General features: G+C 72.4%; 15 protein-coding genes. 9 read left to right on the forward strand and 6 right to left on the reverse strand.

Going from position 1 to position 15170, the window contains the following annotated elements:
• Positions 1-5: 5 nt before the first annotated feature.
• Together IO24_RS0109190 and IO24_RS0109195 are read right to left on the reverse strand one after the other, a co-directional pair.
• Complete coding sequence (locus tag IO24_RS0109190; protein ID WP_031133788.1) at positions 6-515, reverse strand: GNAT family N-acetyltransferase; 510 nt, start codon at positions 513-515, stop codon at positions 6-8.
• Between the two features lie 7 nt (positions 516-522).
• A complete protein-coding gene (locus IO24_RS0109195) occupies positions 523-1158 on the reverse strand; it encodes a nucleoside/nucleotide kinase family protein (RefSeq protein WP_031133790.1) in 636 nt (211 codons plus the stop codon).
• Positions 1159-1277: 119 nt separating this feature from the next.
• Between IO24_RS0109195 and IO24_RS0109200 the strand changes: the two genes are divergently transcribed.
• The 5 genes from IO24_RS0109200 to nicT all read left to right on the forward strand — a co-directional run bounded on the left by IO24_RS0109200 (position 1278) and on the right by nicT (position 8164).
• Positions 1278-2015, forward strand: a complete 738-nt coding sequence (locus IO24_RS0109200; RefSeq protein WP_031133792.1) for an HAD family hydrolase — start codon at positions 1278-1280, stop codon at positions 2013-2015.
• Positions 2012-4366 (forward strand): glycoside hydrolase family 65 protein, encoded by a 2355-nt coding sequence (locus IO24_RS0109205; protein WP_031133794.1) that lies wholly within the window; start codon positions 2012-2014, stop codon positions 4364-4366. Before IO24_RS0109200 ends, IO24_RS0109205 begins: the two co-directional genes overlap by 4 nt.
• A gap of 104 nt (positions 4367-4470) precedes the next feature.
• On the forward strand, positions 4471-5949 hold the full coding sequence (locus tag IO24_RS0109210) for a hypothetical protein (protein WP_031133795.1): 1479 nt from the start codon (positions 4471-4473) through the stop codon (positions 5947-5949).
• A gap of 74 nt (positions 5950-6023) precedes the next feature.
• Entirely contained in the window at positions 6024-6872 is an 849-nt protein-coding gene (gene prcB / locus IO24_RS0109215) for a proteasome subunit beta (RefSeq protein WP_031133797.1), read from the forward strand.
• Positions 6873-7024: 152 nt separating this feature from the next.
• Entirely contained in the window at positions 7025-8164 is a 1140-nt protein-coding gene (gene nicT / locus IO24_RS0109220; protein WP_031133799.1) for a Nickel transporter NicT, read from the forward strand.
• Positions 8165-8171: 7 nt separating this feature from the next.
• On the opposite strand, the gene IO24_RS0109225 is transcribed toward nicT, so the two are convergent.
• Together IO24_RS0109225 and IO24_RS0109230 are read right to left on the reverse strand one after the other, a co-directional pair.
• On the reverse strand, positions 8172-9143 hold the full coding sequence (locus IO24_RS0109225) for a hypothetical protein (RefSeq protein ID WP_031133801.1): 972 nt from the start codon (positions 9141-9143) through the stop codon (positions 8172-8174).
• A 12-nt stretch (positions 9144-9155) separates the two neighbouring features.
• The gene (locus IO24_RS0109230; RefSeq protein ID WP_031133803.1) at positions 9156-10625 is read right to left on the reverse strand and encodes an APC family permease; all 1470 of its coding nucleotides are present in this window, start codon (positions 10623-10625) and stop codon (positions 9156-9158) included.
• Between the two features lie 405 nt (positions 10626-11030).
• Between IO24_RS0109230 and IO24_RS0109235 the strand changes: the two genes are divergently transcribed.
• Positions 11031-11522 carry a DUF5709 domain-containing protein gene (locus IO24_RS0109235; RefSeq protein WP_420823203.1) on the forward strand — a complete coding sequence of 164 codons (492 nt, stop codon included), beginning with the start codon at positions 11031-11033 and terminating at the stop codon, positions 11520-11522.
• An 85-nt stretch (positions 11523-11607) separates the two neighbouring features.
• On the opposite strand, the gene IO24_RS0109240 is transcribed toward IO24_RS0109235, so the two are convergent.
• Positions 11608-11814 (reverse strand): hypothetical protein, encoded by a 207-nt coding sequence (locus tag IO24_RS0109240; protein WP_031133805.1) that lies wholly within the window; start codon positions 11812-11814, stop codon positions 11608-11610.
• A gap of 219 nt (positions 11815-12033) precedes the next feature.
• Here IO24_RS0109240 and IO24_RS0109245 point away from each other — a divergent pair, with 219 nt between their 5' ends.
• Complete coding sequence (locus tag IO24_RS0109245) at positions 12034-12270, forward strand: chaplin (RefSeq protein ID WP_031133807.1); 237 nt, start codon at positions 12034-12036, stop codon at positions 12268-12270.
• A 66-nt stretch (positions 12271-12336) separates the two neighbouring features.
• Here the strand turns inward: IO24_RS0109245 and IO24_RS0109250 are convergent, their stop codons facing one another.
• On the reverse strand, positions 12337-13446 hold the full coding sequence (locus tag IO24_RS0109250) for a PP2C family protein-serine/threonine phosphatase (protein ID WP_031133809.1): 1110 nt from the start codon (positions 13444-13446) through the stop codon (positions 12337-12339).
• Between the two features lie 324 nt (positions 13447-13770).
• Between IO24_RS0109250 and IO24_RS0109255 the strand changes: the two genes are divergently transcribed.
• Together IO24_RS0109255 and IO24_RS0109260 are read left to right on the forward strand one after the other, a co-directional pair.
• Entirely contained in the window at positions 13771-14658 is an 888-nt protein-coding gene (locus tag IO24_RS0109255; protein ID WP_031133811.1) for a GNAT family N-acetyltransferase, read from the forward strand.
• A 70-nt stretch (positions 14659-14728) separates the two neighbouring features.
• Entirely contained in the window at positions 14729-15076 is a 348-nt protein-coding gene (locus IO24_RS0109260) for a hypothetical protein (RefSeq protein ID WP_031133813.1), read from the forward strand.
• The last annotated feature ends 94 nt before the right edge of the window (positions 15077-15170 follow it).

The raw sequence follows: 15170 nt of genomic DNA on the forward strand, positions 1-15170 counted from the left end.
GCGGCTCACCCGTCGCAGGCCGGGTCCACGACCTGCGGTGCCCGGGCGGCGAGTTCCGCAAGGGACTCGCCGCTGAGCCGGCACACCTTCCACTCGTCCAGGAGTTCCACCCCGAGCGACGTGTAGAAGTCGATCGCCGGTGTGTTCCAGGCCAGGACCCACCACTCGAAGCGGTCGTAGCCGCGTCGCCGGCAGGTCGCGGCGAGGGCCGCGAGGAGGGCCTTGCCGTACCCCGAGCCGCGCGCCTGCGGCCGGACGTAGAGGTCCTCCAGGTGCATGCCGCGCGTACCCGTCCAGGTCGAGAAGCGCGGGAACCACAGGGCGTAGCCCATGACCTCACCTGTGCCGTCGTCCTCGGCGATCAGAGCGAAGGCGGCGGGGTCCTCCCCGAACAACGCCTCGCGCAACTGCTCCTCGCCGGCCCGGGCTTGTTCCTCGGCCCGTTCGTACGCGGCGAGTTCACGGATCATCGCCCGGATCTCGGGGATGTCGTCCGGGGTGGCGGATCTGATCATGGGCAGATCATGCCTCACCCGGCACCACCAGGTCCGCCCGCCCCCGGGTCGCCGCGACCAGCCCGGCGTTGCGCTCGTCCGAGCGGGACACCCAGGCCACCGCCTCCTCGTGGTTCTTGCCGAACTGCTCGTGGCGGGCGACCAGTCGGCGGACGCGTTCGCTCTCGGGCAGCTCGCAGAACCACACCTCGTCGAGGAGGGGACGGACGCGCTGCCAGGCACCGGTGGTCAGGAGCAGGTAGTTGCCCTCGGTGATGACCAGACGGGCCGTCGGGGGAACCGGGATCGCGCCCGCGACCGGCTGCTCCAGGACGCGTTCGAAGCCGGGGGCGTAGACGACGTCGCCGGGTTCGTCGCGCAGCCTTCGCAGCAGGGCCGCGTAGCCGGCCGCGTCGAACGTGTCGGGCGCGCCCTTGCGGTCCCGTCGGCCGAGGCGCTCCAGTTCGGCGTCGGCGAGGTGGAAGCCGTCCATGGGGACGTGCGCGACCCAGGGGTCACCGGTGCCGTTCAACTCCCGCACCAGGCGCTCGGCGAGCGTCGATTTGCCCGCGCCGGGGCTCCCCGCGATGCCGAGGATCGCGCGCCGGCCACCCTGAGGGAGGGCCCGGGCGCGGTGGACGAGGTCGTCGAAGGCGTGCGGCACAAGGCGAGTCTGCCACCCGGATCAGGACGGAGGCCCGGGAACCCCCCCACCCCTTCGCGCCCCCGGCATGTGGCGTGCGCCACTCACTGGAACACCACCGGGAGGGAAACCGGACCTGTATGACGCAGCTCGGTCTCCCCGAAGACATCCACGCCTGCCTCTTCGACCTCGACGGCGTCGTCACCAGGACGGCCGTCGTGCACGCGGCCGCCTGGAAGGAGATGTTCGACGCCTTCCTGCGCGAGCGCGACGGCGCGGACTTCCGGCCGTTCGGCGACGCGGACTACGACGAACACGTCGACGGCCGACCACGCGCCGACGGCGTGCGCACCTTCCTCGCGTCCCGCGGCATCGACCTGCCCGACGGTGCTCCGGACGACCCACCGGGGGCCGAGACCGTGCACGGACTGGGCAACCGCAAGAACGAGCTGGTCCTGGAGAAGATCCGCACCGACGGCGTCGAGGCCTATGACGGCACCCTGCGCTATCTGGAGGCGGTCCGCGCGCACGGACTGAGCACCGCGATCGTCTCCTCCAGCGCCAACTGCCGTGACGTGCTCCGCTCGATCGGCGCCGAGCACTTCTTCGACGTACGCATCGACGGCGTCGTCGCCGCCGAGCGCAAGCTGCCCGGCAAGCCGCAGCCCGACACGTTCCTGGCCGCCGCCGGGGACCTGGGCGTCGAACCGTCCGAAGCGGCCGTCTTCGAGGACGCCCTGGCCGGCATGGACGCGGGCCGCGCGGGCCGCTTCGGGTACGTCGTCGGAGTCGACCGGGTCGGACAGACCGACGCGCTGTACCGGCACGGTGCCGACATCGTGGTGCAGGACCTCGCCGAACTGGGGGACACGGAGTGATCACACAGCGGGCGTACGGCGTCGAGCCCTGGGCCGTACGCGAGACGGCACTCGACCTCGACGTCCTGGCGCAGAGCGAGTCCGTCTTCGCCCTGTCCAACGGCCACGTCGGCTGGCGCGGCAATCTCGACGAGGGCGAACCGCACGGCCTGCCCGGCTCCTACCTCAACGGCGTCCACGAACTGCACCCGCTGCCCTACGCCGAGGCCGGCTACGGCTACCCGGAGTCCGGCCAGACCTCCATCAACGTCACCAACGGCAAGGTGCTGCGGCTCCTGGTCGACGACGAGCCCTTCGACCTGCGCTACGGGCGGCTCGTCACCCATGAGCGGACCCTCGATCTGCGGCGGGGAGTCCTGGAACGGGTCTGCGAATGGACCTCACCGGCCGGCTCGACCGTCCGGGTGCGCTCCACTCGGCTGGTCTCCCTCACCCAGCGCGCGATCGCCGCCGTGGCGTACGAGGTGGAGCCCGTCGACAGCCGGACCCGCGTGGTCGTCCAGTCGGAACTCGTCACCAACGAGAGCCTGCCCGAGCCGGACGGCGACCCGCGCGCCGCCAAGGCGCTGAAGTCGCCGCTGGAACCGGAGGAGGACCTCGCCGAGGGCAACCGGCTGCGCCTGGTCCACCGCACCCGCCGCAGCGGTCTGCGGGTCGCCGTGGCCGCCGACCACACGGTCTCCGGGCCCGAGCGGACCACCACGAGCAGCGAGAGCAACGTGGACGTGTCCCGGCTGACCATCACCTCCGTGCTGGAACCGGGGGAGCGGCTGCGCGTGGAGAAGCTGGTCGCGCACGGCTGGTCCGGAGTCCGCTCCCGGCCCGCGATGAGCGACCAGGTCGAGGCGGCCCTCGCGGCGGCCGGGCACAGCGGCTGGCAGGGACTCCTGGAGGACCAGCGGGACTACCTCGACGACTTCTGGGCGCGCGCCGACGTCGAGATCGACGGCGACGAGGAGATCCAGCAGGCCGTCCGCTTCGCCCTCTTCCACGTCCTCCAGGCCGGTGCCCGCGCCGAGCAGCGCGCCATCCCCTCCAAGGGCCTCACCGGCTCCGGCTACGACGGCCACGCCTTCTGGGACACCGAGGCGTTCGTGCTGCCGCTGCTGACCTACACCGCGCCGAAGCCCGCCGCCGAGGCCCTGCGCTGGCGTCTGGACACGCTGCCCGCCGCCCGGGAGCGCGCCGCCCAGCTCGGCCTGCGCGGTGCCGCGTTCCCCTGGCGCACCATCGAGGGCTCGGAGGGTTCCGCGTACTGGCCGGCCGGCACGGCGGCCTTCCACGTGGGCGCCGACATAGCCGACGCCGTCGTGCGGTACGTGGCCGTCACCGGCGACGAGAGCTTCGAACGCGAGGTCGGCGTGGAGCTGCTGGTGGAGACGGCCCGCCTGTGGCGCTCCCTCGGCCACCACGACGACCGGGGCGCCTTCCACATCGACGGCGTCACCGGACCGGACGAGTACAGCGCCATCGCCGACGACAACACGTACACCAACCTCATGGCCCGGGCGAACCTGCTGGCCGCCGCCGACGCCTGCAAACGCCACCCCGACGAGGCCGCCCGGCTCGGCGCAGACGAGGAGGAACGCGCCGCGTGGCGGGACGCCGCCGAGGCCATGAACGTCCCCTACAACGAGGAACTCGGCGTGCACGAGCAGCACGCCGGCTTCACCCGCCACCAGCGCTGGGACTTCGACCGCACCGGCCCGGACCAGTACCCCCTGATGCTGCACTTCCCCTACTTCGACCTGTACCGCAAGCAGGTCATCAAGCAGGCGGACCTCGTGCTGGCGATGTACACCTGCGGCAGCTTCTTCGAGGAGTACTTCGACGAGGAGCAGATCGCCCGCAACTTCGCCTACTACGAGCCGCTGACGGTACGCGACTCCTCCCTGTCCGCCTGCGTCCAGGCCGTCATGGCCGCCCGGGCCGGCCATCTCGACCTGGCCGCCGACTACACGGCCGAGGCCGCGCTGATGGACCTCGGAGACCTGGAGCACAACACCCGCGACGGACTGCACATCGCCTCCCTGGCGGGCACCTGGATGGCGCTGGTCGCCGGCTTCGGCGGCATGCGCTGTACCGACGGCACCCTGCGGTTCGCACCCCGGCTGCCCGAGCGGTACAGCCGGCTCGCCTTCACGGTGGGCTTTCTCGGCCGGTGCCTGCGCGTGGAACTGACCGCGGGCCAGGCCACGTACACCCTGAACTCCGGGATGCCCCTGACCATCCGGCACCACGGCACCGAGCTGACGGTGCGCGAGGACGCCCCCGTCTCCCGGCCCGTTCCCGGGCTGACCCACCGTCCGGCCCCGAGCCAGCCCCCGCACCGGGCCCCGAACGCCCGCTGACCCACGCCCCCGCGTCAGGCACTTGGCCGAGTTCCACCCTGCATACCCCGGCCCCGGGGGTTAGCTTGATCGTGTTTTCCGATCACCGGGGTAAGGGGCGGAACATGCCTGATGGCGCGAACGCCATCCTCGTCCGAAGGCGAAGACGCGAACAGCCGGCCGGACCGCGCACCACCCGCGTGACGCTCGGCAGCCGGCCGCTCGCCGTGCTGGCCGCCGTCTTCGCCCTCGCGCAGCTCATCCTGGTCCGGCCCGTGCTCGGCCTCGGCTGGGACGAGATCGTCTACGTCAGCCAGGTCACCTCCCACCACCCCGCGGCCTTCTTCAGCGCCCCCCGCTCCCGCGGCGTCTCGCTGCTGGTCGCGCCCGTCGCGTCCTGGTCGTCGTCCGTCCCGCTGCTGCGCGTCTACCTGGCCCTGCTGTCCGGCCTCGCCCTCTATCTGGCCCTGCGCTCCTGGCGCGGCCTGTTCCCGACCCGCGTCCTGGTCGTCGGCGGGGCCCTCTTCGCGTCCCTGTGGCTGACCCTCTTCTACGGCCCGCAGGCCATGCCCAACTACTGGGTCGCGATCGGCGCCCTGATCAGCGTCGGCTGCTTCCTGCGGGCCCGGGCGGGACGTTCCGCCCGCGCGGTCCTGTGGGGCCTCGCGGCGGGCGCCGCTCTCATGGCGTGGATGCGTCCCACCGACGCGGTCTACGTGGCCGTGCCGCTGCTCGTCCTCGCCCTGGCGCGCCGCCACTGGCACATCCTCCTCGTGCTCGCGGCGGGGCTCGCGGCGGGCGCCGTGCCATGGGTGATCGAGGCGTACGCCGGCCACGGGGGTCTGGGGGAGCGGCTGGCGGAGGCCTCCCGGATCCAGGGCGGACTGGGCTGGCAGATCGCCGTCGACGACCAGTTGCGCAGCCTGGGCGGGCGGGCCCTGTGCCGGCCGTGCACCGGGCCGATGCCCAACCCCCTGGTCACCCTCTGGTGGTTCGCCCTCCCCGTCCTGGCCGGTCTCGGGCTGGTCGTCGCGGGCCGGGCCCGGCGCCTGGGACGGACCCTGGTCCCGCTGGCCTGCGCCACCACGGCCGCGCTGCCGTACCTCTTCATGATCGGCTACGCGGCGCCGCGCTTCCTCCAGCCGGCCTACGCGCTGCTCGCGATCCCCGTGGCCGACGCCCTGTGGCACCTGGTCAGAAGGCCGGGCGGAGCCTGGCGCCCGGTGGCCGCCACACTCGTCGCGCTCTGCCTGGCCGGGCATCTCGCGGCGCAGCTCGCCGTTCTGCACGGCGCCGTGTCCCGCAACACCGAGAGCCGCCGCGACTGGGGCCGTACCGCCGACGCCCTGCACCGCCTCGGCGTCCGCCCGCCCTGCCTGCTCACCGGTCACGAGGCCATCCCCATCGGCTACTACACCGGGTGCTCCTCGGGGGCGACGTCCGGGAACAACGAGAACATCACCGTGGCCGGCATCCTGCGCACCGCGGACCGTCTCCCCGTCGCCCACCTCGCACCGGCCGGCGGCGCCCCGCCCCGCTACGCCCGCTCCTGGCCCGTCCACCGGATCTCGGATCTGGACGTCCGCGTCGCACCGGGCCCCTGACGCCTCAGAGCGCGTTTCCCGCCCGCCCGGCACAGGTAGGAGTCGGTTGACGGTCACGATCGAGGGGGAACGGCATGACGGCGAGCGACCACGGGGGCAGGCTGGGTGAGGAGTTCTTCACTCCGGGCTCCTCGTCCTTCACGGAGTTCCTCGCGGCCCACCGCCCGGAGCTGCTGAGCACCCGGCGCGTCCTCGCGGCCGGCGTCCGCGCGCAGGGCGCCCCGCACGGCACGACCGTGCTGGCCCTCACCCACCGGGACGGCGTGCTGATCGCGGGCGACCGGCGGGCGACGATGGGCAACCTGATCGCCCAGCGCGACCTGGAGAAGGTGCACCCCGCCGACGACCACTGCGCGGTCGCCTTCGCGGGCACGGTCGGGCTCGCGGTGGACATGGTGAAGCTGTATCAGGTCGAGCTGGCGCACTTCGAGAAGATCGAGGGCATCCCCATGACCCTCGCCGCGAAGGCGACCCGGCTGGCCACCATGATCCGGAACAACCTGGGCCAGGCCATGCAGGGCCTGGCGGTCGTCCCGCTGCTCGCGGGCTACGACCCCGCGGCCCCCGAGGGCGCACGGGGCCGCATCTTCTCCTTCGACGTCGCCGGCGGCCGCTACGAGAAGTTCGGCTTCCACGCCGAGGGTTCCGGATCGCCCTACGCCCGGGGCGCGCTGAAGAAGCTGTACCGCCCGGGCATGTCCCGCCGGGAGGCGGCCCTGGCCGCCCTGCAGGCGCTGTACGACGCGGCGGACGACGACTCCGCGACCGGCGGCCCCGACCTCACCCGCCGCATCTACCCGATCGTCTCGGTCATCACCGAGGACGGCTTCGAGCGGCTGGCCGCGGGGGAGACGGAGGAACTCAGCCGCGAGATGGTCGAGCAGCGGCACACCCGGCCGGACGGACCGAGCGCCGGCGGGTGACACCCGGCCGGACCGACGGTCGGCCCGGCGGAGTTTCCGGTTCCATGGACAAGACCTGTCACGGGCTTTACTGCACATCACTTGCAGGTACCGGAGGATGGCGCGAGGCTGTTCATCGCAGCCGTCCGTCCGACAGAAAGACCTTCCCCCCGATGACGGCCGCCCCTGAGTCCACTCCGCCCCTCCCCGCCCAGCGCACGGCCTGGCACCGCGTCCGCACCTCCATGACGCGGCGGGAGTGGACCAGGGCCGGCGGGATGGCGGCCTCCGTCCTGGCCCTGCACCTGATCGGCTGGGTCACCCTCGTCGCGATCGTCGCCCCCGAGCACCACGCCATCGGCGCGCAGACCTTCGGCGTCGGCATCGGCGTCACCGCGTACACGCTCGGCATGCGGCACGCCTTCGACGCCGACCACATCGCCGCCATCGACAACACCACCCGCAAGCTCATGGGGGAGGGCCAGCGGCCGCTGTCGGTCGGCTTCTGGTTCTCCCTCGGCCACTCCAGCGTCGTCTTCGCCCTGGCCTTCCTGCTCACTCTCGGCGTGAAGACCCTGGCCGGGCCGGTCCGCGACGACGGCTCCTCGCTGCACGACGTCACCGGCCTGATCGGCACGACCGTCTCCGGGGCGTTCCTCTACCTCATCGCGGGCCTCAACCTCGTCATCCTGGCCGGCATCTGGAAGGTGTTCCGCGCCATGCGCTCGGGCCGCTACGACGAGGCCGCCCTGGAGGAGCAGCTGAACAACCGCGGCCTGATGAACCGCCTGCTGGGCCGCGTCATGGAGTCGGTGTCCAAGCCCTGGCACATGTACCCGCTGGGCCTGCTGTTCGGCCTCGGCTTCGACACCGCCACCGAGATCGCCCTGCTCGTCCTGGCAGGCTCCGGCGCGGCCTCCGGACTGCCCTGGTACGCGATCCTGTGCCTGCCCGTCCTGTTCGCCGCGGGGATGTGCCTCCTCGACACCATCGACGGCTCGTTCATGAACTTCGCGTACGGCTGGGCCTTCTCCAAGCCCGTCCGCAAGGTCTACTACAACCTCACCATCACCGGCCTGTCCGTCGCCGTGGCCCTCCTCATCGGCACGGTCGAACTCCTCGGCCTCCTCGCCGAGCAGCTGGACCTGCACGGCGCCTTCTGGGACTGGATCTCCGGCCTCGACCTCAACATCCTCGGCTATGTGGTCGTCGCCCTGTTCTTCGCCACCTGGGTGGTGGCGCTGGTGGTGTGGAGGGCCGGGCGCATCGAGGAGAAGTGGTCGGGGGACCTGGCCGGGCCGCAGAGCTCCTGACAGGCGCTCACGTCCCCCGCCGCAGCTCCTTGCGCCACTTGACGATCTGCTTCTCCGCATCGCCCGTGTACGACCAGGGGGTGTGGGTCGCGCGGGCGCCCAGCATGCCCAGCAGGACGCCCGCGATGTCCGTGGCGCCGGCGGAGCAGGCCGCGTGGGCCAGGTAGTTGAAGTCACGGAGCTCGGCGGGCGCGATCGTGCTCTCCGTCCGGCTCATGACCCAGCGCTGCCAGGTCCGCCGCAGGTCGCTCGCCGCACCGTCGTGGTTCCAGTGCTGTGAGAGCCCCACGGCGGAGTGCCTGCCCCGGGCCGCGTCCAGGGCGAAGCGGTACTCCTCGACCCGGGCGTACTGCACCAGCACCGGCAGCGGACAGCCGGGCGGCGCCACCCCGGCCGCGTCCCGGGCGAAGTCGTACATCAGGCCGTGCGTGCCGTGCCAGCGTGCCGAGTAGTAGTGCAGGACCTGCAGGTGCCCCTCGACGCTGTACGGGTCGCGCCCGTGCAACTCGTCCCACCAGCGCCCCAGTTCCTGCCGGCGCACCCCCGACGGGTACAGGCGCGCCACCGAGATCAGCGACACCCACGGCGTCGGATCCTCCGGGTAGGCCTCCGCCGCCGTCAGGCAGGCGAGCACCGCGGCGTCCACGCGGTGCTGGTCGATCGGCACGCCACGCCCCGCCGCGATGGCCACGTTGAAGGTGCGGGCCGTCTCCGTCGCCGCCCGCAACACCAGCGCGTCGGCGCTGTGGGCGTCCGCCGAGAGCCAGGACTCCACCGTCGAACTGCCCGCGCACACCTGCGCGAGCTGCCGGACCCGGTGCCCCCGGGCCGCCCAGTCGCGGCCGGTGGCGCCCAGCAGGTCCCGCAGCCCCTGCCAGCGGCCGATCACGACGTCCTGTCGGGCGGAGGTGAGGCCGGTGTCCCCGCAGTCGGGGTCGAAGTCGGGAGTGAAACCACGTCTGAGACTGCCTCGCGCCATCGCCGGTTCTCCTCAGAAGTCGGTGGAGAGGCCCTCGTGGACGCGGGTGTGCGCGTCCTGTTCGTCGGGGACGTAGTCCCTCTCGACCGCGCGCGAGGCGTCCAGCTTCGCGGGCCGGTAGTAGTCGCTGCCCTGCCTCCAGTACCAGAGCATCGGGACCAGCCCGACCGCGAGACCGCCGATGCCGATCGTGATCGCGGCGCTGCTCAGCTCGCCCAGCGACTCCACGAACACCCAGAACATGAACAGGGCGCCGCACAGCGGCCACAGGCCGCCGAAGAGGAAGTTGGACGCGGACTTCAGCAGCATCTTCCGGTACGCGACGACCACCGCGAGCCCCGCGAGACCGTAGTAGACCGCGATCTGCAGCCCGATCGCCGAGATGGCGTCGGAGAGGATGTCGCCCACCGAGCCCAGGGCGTTGGAGGCGATGAACATGATCAGGGCCACCGCCCCGACCACCACGATCGCCACCCAGGGGGTGTTCCACCGGCGGTGCACCCGGCCCAGCGCGGACGGCATCGTACGGTCCCGGCCCATCGCGAACAGCGAGCGCGTGACCTGGATGAGCGTCGTCTCCAGCGTGGCGATCGTCGACAGCATCACGGCCACGATCAGCAGCTTGCCGCCCCAGCCCGGCCAGATCTCCTCGCCGAGCACCGCCAGCACGTTCGCGTCGTTCTCCTCGATCTGCTTCGACGACAGGATCACGTTCACCGCGATGGTGAACACCTCGAACAGCAGGAAGACGATGCCCAGCCCGATCAGGCCCGCCAGGCCCGTCGTACGGCGGCTGTTGCGGGTCTCCTCGCTGAGGTTGCTCGTGACGTCCCAGCCCCAGTAGTAGAAGGCGGCGATGAGCGCGCCGGAAGCGAAACCGGCCATGCCGTCGAAGTGGGAGAAGCCGAGCCAGGACCAGTCGAAGGCGCGGGCGTTGCCCGTGTGGAAGAAGGCGAGCACCGCGAACAGCGCCAGAATGGCCAGCTCGACGCCGGACATGATCAGCTGGGCCCGGACCGTGAGCCGGGCGCCGCCGAGCACCACGCACAGCATGATGAGGAACCAGGCCGCGCCGACCACCGTGGACAGCGCGGTGTTGTCCGCGAGTTCGCCGTCGAAGAGCGCGAGCGTCATCGATCCGGCGGGCAGCGAACCGGCCACCATGAAGATGGTCGCGGAGATCACCAGCGCCCAGCCGCTGATGAAGCCCAGGAAGGGGTGGAGCGTGCGTCCCACCCACGAGTAGCTGGCACCGGCGTTGACGTCGATCCGGCCGAGGTAGCTGAACGCCAGCGCGATGCCCAGCATGGGTATCGCGCAGTACAGCAGGGCGGCCGGACTGGCCAGCCCCACTGCGCCGACCAGGACGGCGGTGGTGGCGGCCAGTGAATACGCCGGTGCGCTGCCGGCGACCGCCATCACCACGGTGTCGAACGTGCTGAGGACGTTGGCCTGCAGCCCTCTGCCCCTGCTGTAGCTCATGGATGCGCTGCTTTCACTTGTGCACGACCGGAGGCGGACAGGCCGTCCCGGCGTCGGGGGGTGGGGGGTGGAGCTCGCCGCCGGACGGCGGAGGGTGGCCTCGGGCCCGGGGACGATGAAAAAGGGATGGCGGATACCGTGCTGCCGCCGCGTCGGCAGCCGGTCACACCGTGTGTGCGAGTGATGATAGTCCCACTCCTTGAGCTTTCAAGATTGACTGGTGGGTAATGTCCGGGGCCGCGCGCGGTTTTAACTGCCGTTGGTCCGCGAGACGTTCGGGCGCCTTCCCGGCCGGGGGACACCCGCCGAGGTTAGAGCCCGCGTAACGGGAAACGCGGAACGGACAGGCGAGACGAACGAGTCGAGCAGCGCGACAGGAAGGCAGGAGTGATGGGCACGGAACCGATGCGCCCCGGACCGATGGCGGACGACGTGTACCAGCCCACCGGGACCAACGAGGAGCAGGAGGACGCCGCGCCGCTGGACCTGCAGGACGCCGTCGACGAGCGGACGTACGACGACACCCTCGACGAGGGCTACTCCCCGCCGGAGAAGCCCCTCGGTGTCACCAAGCGCGGCACCACCGCCGCCGAGCAGCACGACGGCGAGACCCTCGACGAACGGCTGGCCCAGGAGGTCCCCGACGTGTCCGCCGAGCCCGCCGGTGACGGGGTGGGCGACACCCCGGACAGCGATGGCGAACCGGTGGACCCCGAGGCGGGCACCGCCCGCGCCGGCCGCCTGGTCGCCCCGGACGAGGGCGCCCACGCCGACACCACGAAGGAGACCGTCGCGACCGACGTCGGCATCGACGGCGGAGCGGCCGGCGCGGAGGAGGCCGCCGTGCACGTGGTGGAGGACGACAGCGCCCTGCCCGAGGACGACGGCAGGGTCTGACCCACGGGCTGGACATACCGAAGGCCACCGGACCCGGACGCATCCCCGCCGGGCCGGTGGCCTCCGGTATGCCGAGGGCGGGCGGTCAAGGCAGCAGCTTCTCCAGGGCGGCGGGTCCCTCCGCGGCCAGCTTGCGCTTGGCCCACTCGAGGTTGCGGGGGGTGAGGTCCTTGCCCGAGGCGAGGACGAGGTCCTCCGGCGACACGTCGGTGCCGGTGCGGGCGTGGAGCAGGCGGTCCGGGGTGGCCCGGTCCTCGGGCTGCCGGGATGCGGTGGGCTCTGAGGTCGACATGTTCTCTGCTCCTAGGGTCCGGATCGCTGGTGCGGCCCCGGTGCTGAAAAACGGGTCCGCTATCACCATTCCCCGCGGGAGGGCGGCGTGCATCCGGAGAACGGGAACCCGGCCCCGCCGGACCCCGTGCACCCCGTTCGGAGGCTCACCGATGTCGCGGCGGCGCCCACCGGGTGACGCTGGAGGCACGTGTGCCTGCGAATGACAGGAGCTTCACCCATGCGCACACGTGTGACTGCCGCGGCCGGCCTGGCCTGCGCCGCCCTGCTGGCCTTCGCCGGTACAGCGAGCGCGAACGACTGTCCCGTCGGTATCGCCACCGGCAGCCCCGGCTTCCTCTCCGGCAACGTCGTCCAGATCCCCATCGACGTCAACGCCAACGTCTGCGGCAACTCGATAAACGTGATCGGGCTGTTCAACCCCGCGATCGGCAACAAGTGTGAGATCAAGGACTGACGTACCGGTCGTACGGCGCCGGCGGCGGCCCGAGAAACGTCGCGGGCCGCCGCCGGCCGCTTTTTGTCACGGCCCGTCCCCCGGACGCGGCGCGAGCACCAGCATCGTGACGTCGTCCTGTACGTCCGGGCAGTGCCGGACGAGGTCGGTCCAGACCCGCTCGGCCAGCGCGACCGGGTCTTCGCCGGCGAGGCCCGGCAGCCGCTCGGCCAGGGGGTAGAAGACCCCGGCGGCGTCCCTGGCCTCGGTCACGCCGTCGGACGCGAGGAAGAGCCGGTCTCCGGCCCTCAGCGGCACCGAGACGACCCGGGGCGGGGCGGCCTCGGCGAGGCCCAGACCGAGCGGTGTGCACGGGTCGACGTCCAGCTCGACGGCCCGGCCGTCACGCAGCAGCAGCGGTCCGGCCTGCCCGCACGCCACGATCCGCACGACCCGGGCGTCGGCGGAGAAGTCGAGCAGCACCGCCGTCGCGAACAGCTCGGCGTGCGGGTCGCCCGCCGAGTCCACCGCCAGCCTCCGGTCGAGCCGGGCCGCCACCGCCTCCGGGTCCGGCTGGTCCAGCGCCGCCTCCCGGAACGCCCCCAGCAACGACGCGACCGTGGCGACGGCCGACAGCCCGTGCCCCTGGACATCGCCCATGACGGCCCGTACGCCGTAGGGGCCCGCCCGTACGTCGAAGAAGTCACCGCCCACCAGCGTCCCGCGCTGCGCGGCCCGGTACAGGCCCGCACACCGAACCGGCCCGACCCGCTCCGGCAGCGGCGGCACCACGGCCCGCTGGGCGGCTTCGGCGACGGCCCGCTCGGTGACCAGCTGGGCGTCCCGGCTGCTGCGGACGTACGACAGCAGCACACTCAGCAGCGAGACGAAACACACGGTCAGTACATCGGTACTGCCGGGATCGTTCAGGTCGAAGACCGGGACGGTCAGCACGAGCACCGCCAGCGCCCCGAGCACCGCCGTCGCCACCGGGCCGTGCGCCAGCACGGCCAGCGGCGGGATGGCGCCCAGCAGGAAACCGATGTCGAGCGGCTCCGGGCTGATCAGCTCCGCCGCGCACACTCCCGCCAGCAGCGCCGACGGCAGCACCCGGGCCCAGCCGGGCGGCGGTGCGCCGCTCAGCCAGCCCCGCCGGTCCGGGTCCCGGCGCGCCGGCCGGCCGCGCACACTGCTCACACCACCACGCTGCTACGCCCGCCCGGCCGCCGCACGCCGGGCCCACACGCCACGGGCGGCCGCGGGCCCCGAAGAGAAGGGCGTCAGCGCCGGCCGGAGGCCCGAGCGGGCCCCTCTCGAGGAGTCACCGAGCCGCGCCGGAAAACCGATGGACGGCCCGCCGGCGGGTCCCGTAGCGTGTGCCGCGCCACGCCCCGAGACCAGCGGAAGGAGGGCAGAGCCGTGCCGTTCACACCGTTCCCGCGCTCCCTCCCCGTTGTGCCGGCGTGCCTCGACTGACCGACCGGGAGCGCTCTCAGCAGCATGCGTCCCGGAGGACATCCCATGACCGATGTGGTCATCCGCGCGCTCGACACGAGCGACGCCGAACTCTTCGACACCCTGCCCGACCCGCTGGGCGCCCGTGAGGGCCACCGGCTGACCCGCCACCGCCCCGACTGGAAGCGCGTGGCCCTGCGCGATGGCCGTGTCGTCGCCCGCGGCGCCTGGTGGGGCGGCCCCGACGACACAGAGCCCGTCAACCTCAACTGGTTCGACGTGGCCGAAGGCGAGGCGGAAGCGGGTGCCGCCCTCCTGCGCTCCGCCCCCTGGCAGGTCGAACTGGAGCTGAACCTGCCCGCCGGCTGGCGCGACGAGCCGGCCCTGCGCGCCGCCGCCGAAACCCGCTTCAGCGCCGCCCGGAAAGCCGGCTACGACCTCCTGGTCGAACGCCTCCTGTACCGCTGGACCCCGGGCTGCGGCCTGCCCGAGCAGCCGGGGCGCCTGGAGTTCCGGGCCGAACCGGACGACGCCGTGTTCTTCGACGCGCTGCGCCGCATCCACTCCGTCACCCTGGACGCCCACGCGCTCAAGGCCGTCGAGCAGGGCGGACTCGACCAGGCGGCCCGCGAGGAACTCGACTTCTTCCACTGGTGCCCGTCGCCGCGCGAGTGGTGGCAGGTCGCCTACACAGCGCACGGCGACATCGCCGGCATCCACATCCCGGCCCACAACCCGTCCGGCCCCTGCATCGGCTTCATCGGCGTCCTGCCGGAACACCGCGGACACGGCTACGCCTACGACCTCCTGGCCGAGTGCACCCACTTCCTCGTCGAGCAGGGCGCGGAGTTCGTCGCCGCGGCCACGGATCAGGGCAACTTCCCGATGGCGGCGAACTTCGCCAAGGCCGGCTTCCCGGTGGTGAAGGAGCGGCTCAACTTCGACCCGGCGTGACGACCGGGCCGTCCCCGCCCGGGGTGGCAGGCTGTCCGGGGCAGTGACCGCAGGCGGGGACGGAGGAGCCGTGGGGGTCGAGGGCGAGGTCTGGCAGGTGCACGGGGCCGGGCAACCGGTCGGGGAGATCCAGATCGACGACGCCGACTTCCCGTGGCTCTCGGGCCGCTTCACCGCGGGCCCCGGATTCGCCGCAGTCCGGGACCTGTTCGCCCGCGAACTCGCCCTGGCCGAACGGGACGACGAGGGCCACTGGGAGGAGTGGGAGGCTGCGTACGCCGACATCAGACGCCACGTCTCCCTCTCCTCCCCGGACGGCCCCGTCCCCGAGTTCCTCCTGCACATCGACGGCGACCGGGCCTGGTTCCGCTGGAGCGACGAGCCCTTCGACGAGGACCAGGGGGCGGACACGCCCTAGAAGGCTGATGAAGATCTTGTTGAGGGGCTGTCCGGCCGGAGGCCGGATGGCCCTTCTTTGCTATGGGGTGGCTGGGGCGAGGTGCCAGGCGCCG

The organism is Streptomyces flavovariabilis (assembly GCF_000725785.1).
Classification (GTDB): domain Bacteria; phylum Actinomycetota; class Actinomycetes; order Streptomycetales; family Streptomycetaceae; genus Streptomyces; species Streptomyces hawaiiensis.